This is a genomic window from Costertonia aggregata (genome assembly GCF_013402795.1).
Classification (GTDB): Bacteria; Bacteroidota; Bacteroidia; order Flavobacteriales; family Flavobacteriaceae; genus Costertonia; species Costertonia aggregata.
Map to the genome: position 1 here is coordinate 596,308 of NZ_CP058595.1, position 18,230 is coordinate 614,537.

At 40.7% G+C, this 18,230-nt stretch carries 17 protein-coding genes; 8 read left to right on the forward strand and 9 right to left on the reverse strand.

All coding sequences use genetic code 11. The annotated features are described in order from the left end of the window. Positions 1-114 precede the first annotated feature (114 nt). Both kynU and HYG79_RS02795 read right to left on the reverse strand, forming a co-directional pair. Positions 115-1,395 (reverse strand): kynureninase, encoded by a 1,281-nt coding sequence (kynU, locus tag HYG79_RS02790; RefSeq protein WP_179240648.1) that lies wholly within the window; start codon positions 1,393-1,395, stop codon positions 115-117. Between the two features lie 52 nt (positions 1,396-1,447). Next, on the reverse strand, positions 1,448-1,915 hold the full coding sequence (locus HYG79_RS02795; RefSeq protein WP_179240649.1) for a GNAT family N-acetyltransferase: 468 nt from the start codon (positions 1,913-1,915) through the stop codon (positions 1,448-1,450). A 58-nt stretch (positions 1,916-1,973) separates the two neighbouring features. On the opposite strand from HYG79_RS02795, the gene HYG79_RS02800 reads away from it, so the two are divergent. After that, entirely contained in the window at positions 1,974-2,615 is a 642-nt protein-coding gene (locus HYG79_RS02800) for an O-methyltransferase (RefSeq protein WP_179240650.1), read from the forward strand. Here HYG79_RS02800 and HYG79_RS02805 read toward each other — a convergent pair. The 6 genes from HYG79_RS02805 to HYG79_RS02830 all read right to left on the reverse strand — a co-directional run bounded on the left by HYG79_RS02805 (position 2,581) and on the right by HYG79_RS02830 (position 8,041). Beyond that, complete coding sequence (locus HYG79_RS02805) at positions 2,581-3,153, reverse strand: phosphatase PAP2 family protein (RefSeq protein WP_179240651.1); 573 nt, start codon at positions 3,151-3,153, stop codon at positions 2,581-2,583. The genes HYG79_RS02800 and HYG79_RS02805 overlap by 35 nt on opposite strands. A gap of 1 nt (position 3,154) precedes the next feature. Beyond that, positions 3,155-3,475, reverse strand: coding sequence for a Sec-independent protein translocase subunit TatA/TatB (locus HYG79_RS02810; RefSeq protein WP_179240652.1), 321 nt, complete (start codon positions 3,473-3,475; stop codon positions 3,155-3,157). An 89-nt stretch (positions 3,476-3,564) separates the two neighbouring features. After that, entirely contained in the window at positions 3,565-5,874 is a 2,310-nt protein-coding gene (locus HYG79_RS02815; protein WP_179240653.1) for a M1 family metallopeptidase, read from the reverse strand. 60 nt (positions 5,875-5,934) lie between these two features. Beyond that, the gene (locus tag HYG79_RS02820; protein ID WP_179240654.1) at positions 5,935-6,435 is read right to left on the reverse strand and encodes a DUF6702 family protein; all 501 of its coding nucleotides are present in this window, start codon (positions 6,433-6,435) and stop codon (positions 5,935-5,937) included. 75 nt (positions 6,436-6,510) lie between these two features. After that, positions 6,511-7,269 carry a carboxypeptidase-like regulatory domain-containing protein gene (locus tag HYG79_RS02825; protein ID WP_228027923.1) on the reverse strand — a complete coding sequence of 253 codons (759 nt, stop codon included), beginning with the start codon at positions 7,267-7,269 and terminating at the stop codon, positions 6,511-6,513. Positions 7,270-7,291: 22 nt separating this feature from the next. Continuing rightward, positions 7,292-8,041, reverse strand: a complete 750-nt coding sequence (locus HYG79_RS02830; protein WP_179240656.1) for a peptidase associated/transthyretin-like domain-containing protein — start codon at positions 8,039-8,041, stop codon at positions 7,292-7,294. Positions 8,042-8,297: 256 nt separating this feature from the next. Here HYG79_RS02830 and HYG79_RS02835 point away from each other — a divergent pair, with 256 nt between their 5' ends. From HYG79_RS02835 to HYG79_RS18200, 7 genes are all read left to right on the forward strand, one after another. Next, positions 8,298-11,282 carry a beta strand repeat-containing protein gene (locus tag HYG79_RS02835; RefSeq protein WP_179240657.1) on the forward strand — a complete coding sequence of 995 codons (2,985 nt, stop codon included), beginning with the start codon at positions 8,298-8,300 and terminating at the stop codon, positions 11,280-11,282. Between the two features lies 1 nt (position 11,283). After that, on the forward strand, positions 11,284-12,447 hold the full coding sequence (locus HYG79_RS02840) for a gliding motility-associated C-terminal domain-containing protein (protein ID WP_179240658.1): 1,164 nt from the start codon (positions 11,284-11,286) through the stop codon (positions 12,445-12,447). A 131-nt stretch (positions 12,448-12,578) separates the two neighbouring features. Beyond that, entirely contained in the window at positions 12,579-13,313 is a 735-nt protein-coding gene (locus tag HYG79_RS02845) for a M15 family metallopeptidase (protein ID WP_179240659.1), read from the forward strand. Between the two features lie 249 nt (positions 13,314-13,562). Further along, entirely contained in the window at positions 13,563-15,014 is a 1,452-nt protein-coding gene (locus HYG79_RS02850) for a hypothetical protein (protein WP_179240660.1), read from the forward strand. A gap of 3 nt (positions 15,015-15,017) precedes the next feature. Continuing rightward, positions 15,018-16,202, forward strand: a complete 1,185-nt coding sequence (locus tag HYG79_RS02855) for a gliding motility-associated C-terminal domain-containing protein (RefSeq protein ID WP_179240661.1) — start codon at positions 15,018-15,020, stop codon at positions 16,200-16,202. A 209-nt stretch (positions 16,203-16,411) separates the two neighbouring features. Continuing rightward, the gene (locus HYG79_RS02860; protein ID WP_179240662.1) at positions 16,412-17,182 is read left to right on the forward strand and encodes a M48 family metalloprotease; all 771 of its coding nucleotides are present in this window, start codon (positions 16,412-16,414) and stop codon (positions 17,180-17,182) included. A 154-nt stretch (positions 17,183-17,336) separates the two neighbouring features. Continuing rightward, a complete protein-coding gene (locus HYG79_RS18200; protein ID WP_317168473.1) occupies positions 17,337-17,504 on the forward strand; it encodes a DUF6747 family protein in 168 nt (55 codons plus the stop codon). Positions 17,505-17,623: 119 nt separating this feature from the next. On the opposite strand, the gene HYG79_RS02865 is transcribed toward HYG79_RS18200, so the two are convergent. After that, positions 17,624-18,013 carry an ankyrin repeat domain-containing protein gene (locus HYG79_RS02865; protein ID WP_179240663.1) on the reverse strand — a complete coding sequence of 130 codons (390 nt, stop codon included), beginning with the start codon at positions 18,011-18,013 and terminating at the stop codon, positions 17,624-17,626. Between the last annotated feature and the right edge of the window lie 217 nt (positions 18,014-18,230).

Below are 18,230 nucleotides of genomic sequence, written 5' to 3' on the forward strand. Positions count from 1 at the left end.
AAAGACCGTTCGGTTGAACGGCCTTTGAGCTTTTAAGGCATAACAAGCTTTCGAAATACGTCATATTAACATTAATTACATTTGGCGATAAAGTTCAGACAGGTAAAAATCCCTTTATTGGTTGACCTGAGCGCATATACCTTGCTTCAAAATTTTGCCAAACCGGTACATATCCACAAACGAGCAATAAAAGGGGGCAGGTGCCAAACGGATGACATTGGGTTCGCGCCAATCCGTAATCACCCCATTCTTCATCAAATAATCAAACAAGGGTCTTCCCTGGCCATGTAAAAACACGGAAAGCTGACATCCCCTTTCTTTTGGTGTAATAATTTCGAAGTCGCTATTTTCCGTTTCTGCATCAATTTCATGAAGTACGTATTCCAAATAAGCCGTTAGTGTATTTCGCTTTTGGATAAGGGCTTTCATACCAACTTCCTCAAACATTTCCAAAGAAGCCAAATATGGGGCTACCGATAAAATAGGAGCGTTACTAATTTGCCATGCATCTGCATTGGGCATGGGGTCAAACTCAGGTTTCATCAAAAAACGGGTATTTTTTTTGGTTCCCCACCAACCCTCGAATCTTGGGATATCCTTTCGGTCCAAATATTTTTCGTTAACGAATATTCCGGATGCATTTCCCGGGCCACTATTCATGTATTTATAACTGCACCACGCCGCAAAATCCACATTCCACTCGTTAAGCTTCAAATCAATATTACCTACCGCATGCGCCAAATCCCATCCAACGGTTGCGCCAACGGATTGTCCCGCCGCTGTAATCGTTCTCATGTCAAAAACCTGACCACTATAATAGTTCACACCACCAATAAGCACCAAAGCCAACCCGTCGCCTATTTCAGCTATCTTCTTGAGAATATCATCGGTTCTCCAAAAATGTTCCCCATCCCGCTTTTTTAGTTCTACAATTGCATCATCGGGGTCAAGGCCATGCCATTTGACTTGACTTTGAAACATATATTGATCGGACGGGAACGCTTTTTCTTCACAAAGAATCTTGTACCTAGTCTTGGTAGGCCTGTAGAATGAGACCATCAACAAATGAAGGTTTACGGTAAGTGTATTCATTACCGAGACCTCTTTAGTTTTGGCACCAACAACTTTGGCCAACGGGGCCGCTAAACGCTCGTGGTAATCCCACCAAGGCTTTTCAGCATAAAAGTGGCCTTCAACGGCGAGATTTTTCCAATCGGCCATTACCCCATCAATGAATTTTTGGGTGCGTTTTGGTTGTAGGCCCAACGAATTTCCCGTAAAATAAATGACCTCTTTCCCGTTTACTTTTGGAAAATGAAACTCATTCCTATATTTTCGAAGTGCATCGTCGGCATCAAGCTTTTGGGCAAAATTCAACGTATTTTGAAAGCTCATAACAGTTTTTTTTCAAATTTACGACTTCAATTTAGATTTCTGCCTTCAAACTTTAGTCATCGCTGGGCATACGCATCTCAATAATGTGCTTTTTAAAACCGGCTTTTTCATATGCCCTTATTGCTGAAAAATTTTCATCGTAAACGGTAAGCCTAATTTCTTTTAGCCCTTTGGAACCAGACCATTCCCGAAGCGCATTTAAAATAAGCTTATTCACTCCCCTACCTCTAAAATCGGGGTGCGTATACATAAAACCCAAATATGCATAGAGTTCATGGTTCAAATAATGACGTGCCCTTTTGACCTGCGCATATCCAGAGGCGATTATAGTAGAATTGTATGACACTACCATAACCTGGGCATCATCGGAACGAATCAACTGGTCCAAATCGTAATATGTAATCGGGTCGTCCCCAAGTGTTGGGTCAAAAGGTCTCTCTGCCTTGATAATTTCCTGTTCAAATTCCAACAAAACCTCTATATCTCCAGTTTTGGCGGTTCGCACAATAAAGTTGTTCATACCGTATACTACAATGGTGGATATTCGAAAGTACTATATATTTACAAAAAAAAGAACTATGCATTTTCTATCCCAAGCATTGGAAAATTACATACGGGACAATTCTGAAAACGAGCCTAAACTGTTGCAAGAACTAACGAGGGAAACGTATTTAAAAGTTGTTCAACCCAGGATGATCACAGGGCATTTTCAAGGAAGGGTATTAAGTCTGCTGTCCAAAATCATCAACCCCACAAACATATTGGAAATAGGCACCTACACCGGGTATTCCGCATTGTGTTTGGCCGAAGGACTTCAAAAAAACGGGCAATTACACACGATAGATGTAAACGAGGAACTGACAGCCCTGCAGCGTCGCTATTTTGACAAAAGCGGATTTGGAAAACAAATCATACAACACACGGGAGATGCGCTTGATATTGTACCTAAACTGGACAAAACGTTTGATTTAGTTTTTATTGATGCGGAAAAAGCAAACTACGATATGTATTTTGAAGCAGTGATACAAAAGACCAAACCCGGCAGTGTAATCCTGTCCGACAATGTTCTGTGGTCCGGCAAGGTAGTAGAACCTATACATTCAAAAGACAAGGCTACGAAAGTATTGATAGAGTACAATAAAAAGCGTAAAGAGGATAAAAGGGTCCAGACCGTTCTCTTACCTATTAGGGATGGGTTAACCCTAAGTAGGGTACTATAAATTTTACATATACATTGTAAAACATAAAAGCAGAAAGTATACCGACCAAAGTACCAACAAGTATATCAATCGGAAAGTGAACGCCGACAAATATTCGGCTTGAGGCGAAAAGTATAGGCCATATAAAGAACAACCAACTCCATTTAAACCGTTTTCGCAGAAAAAGCACTACTATGGTCGTAACCGAAAAAGAGCTCGAAGCATGACCCGAAAAGAAACTATAACCACTGGGACTTCTTAAAATGCGAATCAACATATTGATTTCGGTGTCGTTATTAGGGCGTAACCGTGCGACCACTTCTTTGGTCAAATCGGTCACAGTAGCCACAAAGGCCAAAGTAATCAAAACAAATAGAATCATATACAACGCCTCTTTTTTGGCAAATTTTTTGAAAAACAGAAATATGAAAAGAAAAAACAATGGAAACCATGTAGGAAATTTGGTAACCGTGGACCAAAATACATCAAATTCGTCAACACCTAAATTATTCAGGTAGACAAAGGTATCCCTGTCCCATTGCAACAGCTTTTCCAACATGTTATTTTCTTTTGATTGCGCCCTTAATGTCTTCAACGGTATCCTTTACGCCACCAATCTCTTTGTTGAGTCCCGATGTCATATTTTCTTTGACATCATCGATATCTTTTTTGATATCGGTAACGAAATCGGTATCAATACCTTGTTTTTCGGCACTTTTTTGAATCTCTTGTTTAATATCTTCGGTAGCATCCTTGAGTTGGCGCATACCTTTCCCCAATCCTTTAGCAATGCCGGGGATTTTGTCGGCACCAAAAACCATTACCACAATGAACATGATAAAGAAAATTTCGCCTCCGCTTATAAAAAGAAAAAAGTTCATAAACATGACACAAATATAATCAGAAGTTTTTCAGCTATATAAAAAAAGCCCCATAAATTATGGGGCTTGTTCTATTCAAAATAAAAAGATTATTTACCCTTTATACTCTCTTTCATTTGGTCAAAATCAGATTTTTCATCTTTTCTAGGCCACGAATTGTTCGTTGTATCAATATCAGCAGTTTCAGCTTTTGGATCTACGACGATGTTGGTCAACTCGTTTTGTGAAGATAGGACCAAACTTACCTTGTCATCGTTCTTTCTCCAAATCTCCGGCGGATACGTAATGTTTTCCTTACTACCATCGGCGTAGGTGTATTCAACGATCAACGGCATGGGTATACCACCAGGTTTGTTATAGGTTACTTCGTAAAAGTATTTTGGCTCTTTTACTGCGGCACGTTCCGTTTCGGTCATGTTGTCCATCATAAACTCTTTTAATGTCTTAGAGCTTTCGGACGGTGATTTTCCTTTTAGGTTGGCATCAAAATCCTCACTGCCTTCTTCTGCTAAATAGACCAATGGTGGTAGATCCGCTTCGGTCAAATTTCTAGCGGACATATATTCCTGCATTTTTTTGGTAGGCTTATCGGAAACATAATATTTCTTAACGCCTTCTACCCCAATATCAACATAATCGGTGGTGTAGAACCAACCTCTCCAAAACCAATCCAAATCCACTGCGGAAGCATCTTCCATAGTCCTGAAAAAATCTTCGGGAGATGGGTGCTTGAACATCCACCTTTTTGAATAGGTCTTAAAAGCGTGGTCAAAAAGTTCGGGACCCATGACCGTTTCTCTTAAAATATTGAGGGCAGTGGCCGGTTTTCCGTAGGCATTTGGCCCTAGCTGATATACATTTTCCGGATTGGACATTATTGGGGCGATCGTACTTTGATCTCCGCTCATATATGGTACAATCTTGGACGGCTCTCCCCTACGGGATGGGTATTTGGTGTTAGGTGCAATCACTTCTGGGTTTGCCTTGCCGAAATCCTGTTCAGCCAAATATTGCATAAAAGTATCGAGACCTTCATCCATCCATCCCCATTGGCGCTCATCAGAGTTTACGATCATTGGGAAAAAGTTGTGGCCCACCTCATGTATGATAACACTGATCATACCGTACTTTACCCTATCGGAATACGTACCGTCCTCATTGGGGCGGCCGTAGTTCCAGCAAATCATGGGATACTCCATTCCCTGATTCTTCGCATGTACCGAAATTGCCTTGTGATATGGGTAATCAAACGTGTAGTGGGAATATGATTTTAGAGTCTGTACTACCGCTTTGGTCGAATAGTCTTCCCATAAAGGATTACCCTCTTTGGGATAAAGGGAAACCGCCATCACGTCTTTGTTTCCTATTTTTACGGCCTGCATGTCCCAAATGAACTTTCGAGACGTGGCAAAACCATAATCCCTGACGTTTTCGGCCCTAAACTTCCAAGTTTTCTTTTTGGTCGAGAATGATTTTTCCGCAGCTTCGGCTTCGGCTTGGGTCACGATAAGCACTGGCTTATCGTATGATTTTTTAGCCTGTTCGTATCGCTTCATCATATCTTTTGAAAACACTTCCTTCCTGTTTAACAGAACTCCCGTTGCATCTAAAATGTGATCGGCAGGGACCGTAATGTTAACATCGTAATTTCCAAAGGGTAATGCAAACTCGCCACTGCCCCAAAATTGATGGTTTTGCCATCCTTCAACATCGCTATATACGGCCATTCTTGGGAAGAATTGAGCGATTACATAAGCACGATTGCCATCTTTTTCAAAATATTCATATCCGGATCTTGCACGGTTTACCGTGTGATCGGGAATGTTGTACCACCATTTTATCGAAAATGAATATTGACCGCCACTTTTTAGGGGCTGTGCCATATTTATGCGCATCATCGTTTGATTTATGGTGTAGGACAAGGGCTTTCCAGAAGCGTCTTTTACAAATTCAATGTTAAAACCACCATCAAAAGGCTCTCCCATATATTTGCTCGCAAAACCGCCCGTTGTTTCGGCCAATGGCACACCACCGCCATTTCTCAATGGGGATTTGGAATCCTTTGCACGAACGTTCTGATCCAATTGAACCCAAAGAAATTCTAAATCATCGGGGGAATTATTGGTGTACGTAATGGTTTCCTCGCCATAGATCTTGGCGTTTTTATCATCTAACTCAATATCCATTTTATAATCGGCCTGCTGCTGATAGTAATCGGGACCTGGTGCTCCAGATGCGGAACGATAGGTATTGGGAGTCGCAAACTCCTCGTACAACTGCTTGAATTTACTCTGGTTTACATGACCAGGTTCTTTTTCTTTTTGCTCTCCTTCCTGTGCAGAAACAGCTACTGCGAACACAAACAAAAGTGATGCAAAACAATACTTGATTTTATTCATTTTTTTATTGATTTTTAATCCTCGGAAATTACCAATTTTTTAAGGAAAGGTTAAGGAATGTTATAAATTTAACATTCCTTTAGTATTGCCCCTCATCAGGACAAAACTCTTCTTTTTGCCATTGTATTTAAAATGAACCACGTTTTGTTGTTCATCGAACAAATCGGTCAATATTTCATTTTCAACAGTTACCGATGAAATCTTCGAAAAATCCACATTGGACACTTCTACGTAGCAAATTATAATGTCCTTATCATACTTACTTCCCAAATAATCGTACGTAACCGTTTCACCATCAATCGCTACCAGAAATTTGGTTTTCAAGTACTTTTCAACATATTCCTGGGCTATTTTAGATTCATCATCAGTGGCCAATTTTGCCGAAATGCCATAACGTTCCCCTAAAACCTTTTCCAAATCATCAATGAATATTCGTGAAGTAATCTGTAGCGCTTTATCCTCGTCATCGTAATTTATATTGGTCACGCTTACATAAAACTTATGCCCCACCGTAAACGCGAACAAGGGCAGTAGGAAAAGAATCAATACTTTTTTTAACATAAAAACTATATTTTTAAGGTGCTATAGCGCAGAACAATTCAAAACAATTCCCATGCCAGTTTTAGCCATGATCTATCAATCTAACTTATTATTCTTACGATACACATCGCTTTTCGACTTTAAAAATTCCCAAATCCTTAATTCATCTTTACCATCGGCAATTGCAGCAAAAGTATCGTCTACCTCGCAGAAATACATAAAGTCGTTTATTCTATCCATAGGAATTTTAAAATCTTTTACAAATACAGAGTCTTTGTAGAGTTGTTGTATTCGTAGGGTACGCCGGTACTTTTTATCGGTCGCCACACGTTTTTTCAGCATTTTGGTGCGACCCGTAATGGCGTTTATGAGCGGATTAAAGGGAACGCTGGTAAGCGTGCCCACAGAAAAGGGCCCGAATGAAGCTTCTTTCAGCAGCCGTTCGCTCTGCGTAAATGTTTTTGCATTGGCATTGGGAAGCCCCAAAGTTTGTGCTGTTACTACGGGTTCGGTCTTGAGCGTTCCCACATCCGAGCCCAAATTACCGGAAAGGTTGTAAGGCCTTACGGTGACTTCATCCAATTCATTCACGAATTCCTCTAAGGTAATGGTCAAAAAAGTACTTTCCAAAAGAGAGACAGTAACTACGATTTCCTTCTTTTTATATTTTAGTGCCGTAAACACAATCGTATCGTTTCGCCTAGCAGGAATCGAGAAATTACCCTCGGCATCGGTAATCGTGGACTTCAAGAAAGTTTTGTTGAAAATATAAACATCGGCCACATCGGTATCGGTACTTTTTACCTTACCGGTCAAAATATCCGAGGTTTGGGCATTTGCAAAAATACCCAGCATTACCATAAGAAGAAAAAAACCTCTATTCTTCAGCTTGCAGTTCTTTTAAATAAGTCTTGCTGTGGGTCACCAGAAAGTCTATCAACTGAAACTCGTTATCTTTCTGTAAGAGGGACTGCGATGGCATTTTGGCATCACAATACAATAAAAAGGCATCTATTTTGTCTTGGGGCAATTTAAGATCCATCACAAAAAATTCATCGTCATAAACCGTGCGTAGCACTTCGCTCACTTTTAAAGGTGGGCGCTCCTCCCCTTCCTCGGTCTTTACCGCCTTGAACAGTGCCTTGAATATATTTTTGATGTTGAGCCCGTCCTGCATTCCTCTCTCGGTTTGCGAAAGGGCAATGTTCTGCACCTCGGAAGTACGGTCTATTTCGTATTCATAACCCTTGAACTCCTCATTCTTTACCTCTAAAAATTTTTCCTGGTTTTCGGGGGAAACCACCACCTCATCCAGCTCGGTCACCTTTTCGTTCACCTCGACCACAAGCCTGTTGTTTTTTAGAATGGCATCGGTTATGACGACCGATTTCAATTCATAGTTTACCGCTGTAAATACCAACAGGTCGCCTACTTTGACCCATGTTTCAAATTGTCCGTTATCATTCGTACTTACGGCCTTTTCGGTATTTACGTTTATGACATATTCATTGGAAACGTTACTGTCACGATACATGACCTTACCACGCAACAAAACACGATCGTCTTCTTGTGCCTGTACGGAGACAAACAGCAAAAAGGAAAAGAAAAGAAGTATGTGGTTTTTCATGGTGTTTTGCTACAATTAGTGGAATATAAAGAAAATGTAAGTTGAAGTTAAAAAAAAATCAAGATGATTAAACTTTTGTTAATGTGTTCAAATATGCTTTTTTTGATGCAAAAAACCGGATGTAATGCTCTTGGGCATAAAATTATGTACCGCTCACTTCACCTTGATAGAAGTGTATTTTAAAGTATAAAATTAGAAATATTACCGTATAACCTTACATTTGTCTGTATTATTTAGGAAAAGAAACCATATCCCCATGAAACTAAAATCCATACTTTTTACGGCCTGTTTGTTCATGAGCCTTACCGCTTTGGGCCAAATAAAAATTGGTGATAACCCACAAAATATTGATGCAGCATCTGTTTTGGAGCTGGAAAGCCAGTCAAGGGCGTTGGTCATAACCCGGGTGAATACGGCCCAAATGAACAGTATTACACCTTTGGCCGGGGCTTTGGTCTACAATACCGATCTACAATGCGTACATTACTATGACGGGGCGCAATGGGTGAATTTTTGTGATTCGCAAACCTTCACTACCGAAGCTATCGTAAATACGAACGAGACTATTGTGATTACCCCGGATTTGGACAACGCCAGCTCCAATTTCGAAATCGCCAAAAGGGGAATCCAATCCGACAATATAACCATTGGAGGCGTAAATACGGGAAACATACAGGATGGGACAATTTTGGGAGATGATATACAAGCGGGAGCGATTACAACGACCAATATTGCGAACAATGCTATTACTACAGATAAAATTGCAGATCAAACCATACAAACCATTGATATTTTGCCTGCAAACAACAACGATGTCCTAACCACTGAGGGCTCAACCGTGGTCTGGAAAAGATTATCGGCATTGAATATTGATGGGGAAAACATTACAACCAACGACGGATCCATCGCCATAACTTCAGGAGCTAATGGTTCTGTCTTATTGCCGGTTGATATAGAGGTTGCACCATTGGGCATAACCACTGCAAAATTAAGCGATGACGCTGTAAATAACAGTAAGTTGGCAGATGGTGCGGTACGGAGGGAAAATATGACACCTGATGCCATTTCCTCTGCCGAAATAGAAGATAGAACAATAGTTCCCAATGATTTAGCGGATGGCACTACTGCTGGAGAAGTAATACAATGGGACGGGACTGACTGGAGACTTGTTGAAGTGTCATCACTTTCGGTTACCGAAGTTGATGGAGTTATCGGAAACGAGGTAACAGGGCCCACCGATACCACTTTACAGGTAAATGGGCTAGGCACGAGTACCGACCCGTTAACATTGGATGTTTCTCCGGAAGGAATCAATACTGTAGAGCTGGCAACCGATGCGGTTACCACTATAAAAATTCTCGATGCCAATATAACCGATGCCAAACTGGATAAGGCCAATATTCCCCTAAGTGGTTTTGGTGCTGCAGGGGCCGCTTTGGATTTGGGCAGCAACCAAATCAACAATCTTTTAGACCCTACCCTAAATCAAGATGCAGCAACAAAAATATACGTTGATAATGCAGTGGGCGGTATAAATACCCTTGCCGATGGGAGGATTTATATTGGTGACGGAACAGATACCGCCCAGGAAATTATTCTTGGCGGCGACGCTACTTTGGCCAATGATGGGACTTTGACCATAGCAAATAATGCGATTACCACTATAAAGATTCTCGACGCCAATATAACCAACGCCAAACTGGACAAGGCCAATATTCCCTTGAGCGGCTTTGCAGCAGCAGCAGCAGCATTGGATTTAGGTAATAATCAAGTTAATAATCTAGCTAATCCTACACTAAATCAAGATGCAGCTACCAAATTGTATGTAGATACGGCTATAGGAGGTGTCAATACACTGGCCGATGGAAGAATTTATATTGGTGATGCCACTAACAATGTTCAAGAAGTAGCAATCACAGGAGATGCCACCTTATCAAACACTGGGGTTCTGACCATTGCAAACGATGCGATTACCACGACAAAAATATTAAACGATGCCGTGACCATTGACAAAATCAACGGGGACGGAGCTCTAAATTCTTTGTTGGTGACTGATGGCGCAGGTGATCCTTTTTGGATAGAGAGGGATCTATTGGTTGACGGTACTACCGTAGGCTTTAACGCAACGCCCCAATTGGAAGTTTTGGAAAACGGTATAACCAATCTTCAAATGGCCGATAATGCCATAAATACTGATGAGATTGTTGATGATGCGGTAAATGCAATCAAAATAGCACCAGATGTTGCAGGAACTGGTTTACAACAAAATGCGACGACCGGAGCACTTGAGATAAACCCTGCTACAATAACGGGGGACGGGGACATCACATCAACAGAACTTACCATTACAGGCGGTATCGATGCTGCTTTCAACAATGTAACGCTAGAAATTGCAGCTGATGCAGTGACTACGGTAAAGATTCTCGACAACAATGTAACCCCTGCGAAAATCGCACAAGGAGCGAGTGGGAATGTCCTTACGACCGATGCTTCCGGTGATGTGGTATGGGCAGCTCCATCAGAAGCTACCGTAACCGCTACGGCGGGCTCTGTATTTTTTGCCAATGGCTCAAATGGGGTTGCAGAAAATAATGCCCAGTTGTTTTGGGATGCTACCAATAATAGATTGGGAGTAGGGGCAGCTACTAGGCCATTGGCAAACAAATTGACCGTAGATGGTACTACAAGAACATCGGGACTTTTAAATTCCAATGGTACCGAAGGGACTCCTTCTTATAGATTCAGTAATGATACGGGGCTAGATACTGGTATGTATTTTCCCGCTCAAGATCAGTTAGCGTTTTCTGCTGGAGGTCAAGAAATACTGAGATTAAGAGAATCAGTTGGCAATGGTTTGGAAGCAATCATTGAAGGAACTTTGGAGCTCAATGACCAACTTGTTGACATAAATGGAAACACGGGAAATGTCGGTGATGTATTAAAAGCAACAGCCACTGGCACTGAGTGGGCTGAACCAGCTGTGGTTGTCATGGGTAAAGCTAATGGTGCCAATGCCATTAAGGTCAGTGGTGCTACAGTAGCTGGTGGCGGTGGAATAAATACTGTATCATTCAATACGGCTAGAGGGGACAACAACTACATAATTCAAGTAAGTGTAGTTGGGGACAATAGAATTTATGTTACGGCTCAAACAACAGGTTCTTTCACGGTAGAAATTAGAAGAAACAGTGATAATGCCTTGGTTGTTGCTGAATGGTTCTTTACAATAACAGATTTCTAAAATGAAAAACCTTCTCCATATATCGTTTTTCTTGGTCATCGTTCTGGGTAACGCACAAACTGCTTTATATAATAGTGGCAACCTACGTATTCATGAAAATGGACAATTGGGCTTTCACACCAACCTTATCAACGATAATGCCTTTGACCAAAATTTAGGGCTCACCGGGTTTTACGGTGCTGAACGTGTTGGGGTTTCGGGAGCTTTTGCCCCAACTTTTTATGATGTCGAAATTGCAAACGACGCCGGGGTTGCCTTGGATGTAGGCCTAAATATTGAAAATAATGTCAATTTTATCGTAGGGGATTTTATTACGCCCAGAAACCTGGAGGTCATCTACCTTAATTTTCTTCAAAACAGTTTTTATTCCGGTGAGGCCGATATTTCCAAAATAAACGGCTATGCCCAAATGGAAAACCGGCAAATGTTTTCTTTTCCCGTCGGGGATGCCTTGCACTTACGACCGTTGATATTGAATTCACAATTGGTAAATACCTTTGCACGCTGTGCCTACTTTAGGGAAGACCCGGGCAATCCCGTTTCTATAGACGAGGAATTTGATAGGGATGACCGGCCACGTACCATGGGTGAGATCAGCGCAACGGAGTTTTGGCGTTTGAACGGTACCGTACCTTCGACCGTAACCCTAAGCTGGAACGCACAGAGCAATATGGTAGATATCGCTTCGGAATTGGATAACATTACGATCGTAGGGTGGAACAAATCCATTCGCCGATGGGTAGAAATCGGCGTCACGGCCCGTAGTGGTGATATTACCGAGGGATTTGCCATTTCTGAAACCTTTAATCCCGATGATTTTGATGCATTATCCTTTGCGGGAGTCCCCGTGCCTACCGATACGTTTGCCGTCAATAATCCCACGTTGGGCAATTATTACATTTCGCCAAATGGTGACGGTAGAAACGATTTTCTGGTTTTTGACGATTTGGGCGAATCACCCAATAATTTTTTACAGATCTACGACCGCTATGGTCTTAAGGTATTCGAGGCCACAAATTATGTTGACGAATTTGGAGGAACTTCAAATGTGGATAATTTAGTCGTCAATCGAGCGGCGGGACTTCCAAACGGAGTATATTTTTATGTGATGAATCTGTTGGACCTAGAATTAAATTACCAGGGTTTTCTGTATTTGGATAGGTAAATGGCCAAATTCCAATTCATTGTACTTTTTTCGACCATTATAGGCCACATAATCTTTACAATTCAAGCAATTTATATAACAATGGTCTTATTTTTGAGTTATAGTTAAGATACTTATTCAAAATTACGGTTATGAAAAGAAGATCTTTTATCAAAATTGGCGGTTATTCCGGTTTGGCCTTGGGCATAGTACCACAATGGGCTTTCAACATCCAAGAAGAAGAATATTCGATCTTGGAACTCATGGGAAAAGCCGATATAGAACTGTTCGGTAAAGGTATCAATCTAAGAAAAGAGGCGCATGACGCTTTTCTTAAAATGAAGAGAGCCGCATATAGCGATGGTATCGACATCAAAATGATATCAAGCTACCGTAGCTTTGAACGGCAAATGGCCATTTGGGAAAGAAAATACATAACCTATACCGATGATGGCATGCAGCCTTTGGATGCCATCGATAAAATTATAGAGTACAGTACCGTTCCCGGTACCAGCAGGCATCATTGGGGAACGGATATTGATATTGTGGACGGGTATAGAAAAGTAGAGGGCGATGTACTTGTGCCCGAAAAATTTGGGGCAGGCGGTCCGTACGAACTTTTTAAGACCTGGATGGACGAGAATTCGACCGAATTCGGATATCATTTGGTATACACTAACGAGCCTAAAAGAAAAGGCTTCAAATATGAGCCTTGGCATTACAGTTACGCCCCATTATCGGTTCCTTTGCTTGACACGTTTAGAAGCAAGAACATAGCCATGGTCCTGCAAAAGGAAGAATTTGAAGGTACTGAACATTTCACTGCAGGTTTTTTACGTAACTATATCATAAACAATATTTTGGATATAAATCCTGAGCTTTTATAAAATATACGCTTCACATTAATTTGAAAACCTTCTTTTTTTTTGATGCGCTTTAAAGTTACTCTTCGTTGAAAACCCTAATTTTTGGTTAAACCGATTAGTGGTATTATCCATCAAATCGATGAAACCCTTTTTTTATCGATACCTGTGAACCATAGCTAATTTGACAACGTATTTTAAGTAATATACAACATCATATGGCTATGCCCTTGGCTAGATGTTAATTTTGTAATAGAACTTAACTACAATGTCATGGAACCCAAAAAAGCCACTGTACTCGTATTTTTCATTCTCGCTCAATGGACTATTGCCCAAGTTAAGATTGGACAAAATCCAAACACGATTGATGCCGCCTCACTTATTGAACTTGAGAGCCCAAATAAGGCCCTGGTCCTTACCAGGTTGTCCAATGCCCAAATGGAAGCCATCACGCCCCTGAACGGTGCCTTGGTCTATAATACCGATACCAATTGCATACATTACTTTAACGCCACACAATGGAACAGCCTGTGTAATGACACCGATTTTTCATTTACCGACAATGGTGATGACACCATTACGTTGACAGATGCGGACGGAAACACCATAACATTCAACGGCGCCGAAGAAAGTATATCCACTTTGAACGACAACGGCGATGGTACGTTTACCTATACCGATGAAGCCGGTTCACAAACCGTAATACAGACCCAAAATTTGAGTACGAACGGAGAGGCGGGAAATATTAGTATAAATAACGGAAATACGATTGTACTCAATGTTAACGATGCAGATGCGGATACCGAAAATGAAATACAAAACCTTGAGTTTAATAGTGGAATCGTGAGCCTTACCCAAGACCCGGACAACACAATTATTGACTTATCGGCATACGATACCAATGCTGCAGATGATTTTTCTGGAAGTTACAATGACCTCGTAGACATACCTACGGATATTGCAGATGGTGACAATGACACTACCTATACGGCAGGGAACGGCCTTACGCTTACAGGAACCGAATTCACCGTCAATAATAGCGAGATTGCTCCCGATTGGACGAACATAACCCGTATTCCCACAAACTTGGATATAGATTCTACCGATGATTTCTCCGGAAGTTTTAATGATTTAAATGACGTACCTATCGATATCGCAGATGGTGACAACCAAAACTTGACCAATGTTTTGGCCAATGGCAATGATGCGGGCAATTCAAAAATAACAAACTTGGCAGCACCTACCGATAATCAAGATGCTGCAACAAAAACATATGTAGATAATCTGCCTAGAGTGTTCATGGGAACTTTTAGGATTACCGCCACTGGTATCCAAAGTATTACGGGTATCCCGTTTAGACCATCCTCAGTTACGTTCACTGCCTATGCCAATGTTGATGATTTTGATTTAAATGCCGATAACGGTATACGCAACAATGATAGGGGCATAGCCAACGCCTTCGGAAACATGAAGGGCTTTGCCCAAGATAATGGTGGTAGCATAGCGGAACAAGTGATTTATATAGGCGGCAGCGGAAACTCTATTAACGATATCTCTAGATACGCCTCTAGCTCACACGCTATTGGTTTGCGATATTCTAATCAAAACGGGGATAATCTGGGGCTTACCACAGCTACGATAACCAGTTTTGACACTAATGGCTTTACATTGAACACAGATAATTTTACTGATGCGGTTATCGTAATATTTGAGGCATATAGATAGGTCATGAAAAACAATATAAACATAACACAAACCGTAATTTGTCTGCTAACCATGTTTTTAGGGCGTGGACAAGAAGATGTTGTGCACAACTATGGGAACATTCAAATACATGATACAGGCATAGTCGGTTTTCATAGTGATGTCACGAATGACGGTGCTTTTAACCAGAACTTGGGATTGGTTGGGTTTTACGGGGAAAACAAGTCGATTACGGTATCAGGTACGTCAAATCCCGTTTTTTATGATGTTGAGATTGAGACAGATGCCGATTTCTTTATAGACAACACCATGGGCATAAAAAACAACCTAAATTTAATAGCCGGAGATATCGTTACCTCTAGGACAGCATCCGAAGTAAACATCAATTTCATTGATACTGCTTTTTATACCGGTGACGGCAGTTTTACAAAAATCGATGGATATGCCGCAATAAGCGATAAAAGTGAATTCATTTTTCCCGTTGGTCAGAACAATAGAATACGACCGTTAGGCATTACATCCAACGGTATAAACGACTATGCAAAGTGTGGCTATTTTTACGAAGACCCAAATACTTCAAGTACTTTTGGTTTTTCGTTCAACACTAACACAACGGCAGATGCCCTGACCAGTGTAAGTAATTATGAGTTTTGGCATTTAGATGGCGCCATACCTTCAAAGGTTACATTAACTTGGGACGAAGAGAGTTTTGTTAGTTTATTTGCCGATTCTCTTTCGGAGATAAGGGTCGTAGGTTGGGACGTAGTCCAGAACCAATGGGTAGATCTGGGCAATACCGATATTACAGGTGACTTGGAAAACGGAAAAGTTACCAGTGATACGTTTATACCGGATAATTACCAAATACTTTCATTGGCAGGGAGTACAACAGTTCTTGAGCCTACAGGTGTAATAGATCTGGACAACTACTTTTTGACCCCGAACGGAGATGGCAAAAACGACTTTTTAGTTATCGATGGGCTAGAGAACTCCCCCAACAACACCTTGCAAATATTCAACAGATTTGGGACTTTGGTATATATACAGAAAAATTATGACAATAGTTTCACTGGGCTATCCAATGTTTCGGGAGTTATCAAAAGAAACAAAGGTCTACCTTCCGGGGTATATTTCTATATCATTACGTTGAACGATCTGGCAATAAAGCATCAGGGGTATTTATACCTTTCGACCTATCAAGAAAACTAGCAGATCAAACAATTCGTTTATACAGCATCTTGGGTCAGCCAGGAATTCAGGCTCATGTAAACTTTATAACCACAAAGAAGAAAATCCCTTGAATTGATATTCCCTTTTGCCGACTATTTCAAAAAAACCAACAAATCAATTTTGGGTATAAACCGGGAACTTTTATAACACTTTTTGTACATTGTAGCTATAAACACTACACAAGCGACATGAGAAGAGGAAGTTGGAAAATAAGAATATTCATAGGCTTGGCGATTGTTGCCTTCGCCTTTGTTCAAAAATGTAGCAATACCGAGGAGAACCCCTACACGGGCAGATCACAACATATAAACATGTCTACCGACCAAGAAATAGCCATTGGGCTGCAAAGTGTTCCTGAAATGGCACAACAGCACGGCGGTCTTTACCCAGATGAACGTTTACAAGCCTTTGTTGACAATGTGGGCAATAAGCTGGTTCAGAACAGTATTGCTCGTGAAACGCCGTATCAGTTTGATTTTCACTTGTTGGCCGATGATCGTACCATTAATGCTTTTGCATTACCGGGCGGGCAATGTTTTATAACGTATGCACTATTTTCTCAACTCAACGAAGAGCAATTGGCAGGTGTTCTGGGCCATGAGATAGGCCATGTTATAGGAAGACATTCGGCAGAAAGAATAGCGGATAGCAATTTTTGGCGTACGGCCACTATGGGTGCCACTGTTGGTGCGGGTGACATTGGCAATGTTGTGGGCGGTATAGGACAAAATACGCTCTTGAAGAATGGTCGTGGGGACGAACTGGAAAGTGACGACCTAGGGGTACTGTTTATGATTCAATCCGGTTATGACCCCTATGAGATGATCAAAGTAATGGAAATTTTAAAAGCGGCTGCTGGCCCCAATCGCGTTCCAGAATTTCAGAGTACGCACCCAGACCCAGAAAATAGGATTGAAAAAATTAAAGAATCCATTAAAAAGTACAAAGGTCAGGGTTAAACGTTTATTTTTACCGATGAACGTTAAAACACAACAAAGACCCTATCGTTTTTTGTATATTTGAAAATCCCAGATTGCATTTTACCTTATAATTTGACCCTTATAGCTTTGATTTAATGAATTGTGTTAAATTTTAGCACACAAATGGGACTATATGGGAACACTATTGCATTTTAAGAACATCTATTTGGCTGCATTCGAGAACTGCAAGCCGGAGTTGGCTGTTATTTTACTTAAAATTTATTCTTTTTTCTGTGTAGCTATGTTAGCTATGGCAATGTATGCATTTGCATATAGGGCTTTTACAGGATTTAGATTTTAAGTTATAAGCTACCGATCATTCTTTTACGAGAACACTATGTCGTAGTCGAAAATTCATGGCATAAAAAAAGCCCATCCATTAAAATGGATGGGCTTTTTGTCAATTAAACAATGAATTTCTTAGGATTTACTTTGCATTTCCAAAATGGATAGAGCGTCTTCAGCTCCAGAAATTTTAGCATGTTTTTTGGCAGTGTAGCCCTTATCGCATTTAATTTTGGTATCTGCCCCATTTTCAATGAGCAATTCGAGGATTTCAGCCTTATTGTAACGTGCCGCGAAAATGGCCGGGGTCATCCCCAATGATTTTTTGTTAACATCCTCGCCAAGTTCAATTAGTTTTTTGACCGTTTCGATATCTCCTTTCATAATTGCCTTACAAAAGGAACTAATATCTACCTTGGAAGTAATAGAGGTTTCAAAATCAGTGTTGTTCGTTGCAGATTCAGCGTAAACGCCAGTGGCTGTTAGCATAAATGCACCAGCCAGTACTAAAATTGTTTTTTTCATGATGAATGATTTAATTGATGAATAATTAATTTATATAAAGATAGACTGTTGTTCTAGCCAAATGTTACACGATTAACAGTTAAATAACCGAATTTTAACATTTTCTCATTCAAAACAACCTTTAGTTAACGATTTCTTAGGGTTGGGTGCTATTTCTAAAAAACAGCATCAACTGAGTGGCAATAATTCATTGATCATAGTATTTTTGATACTTCAA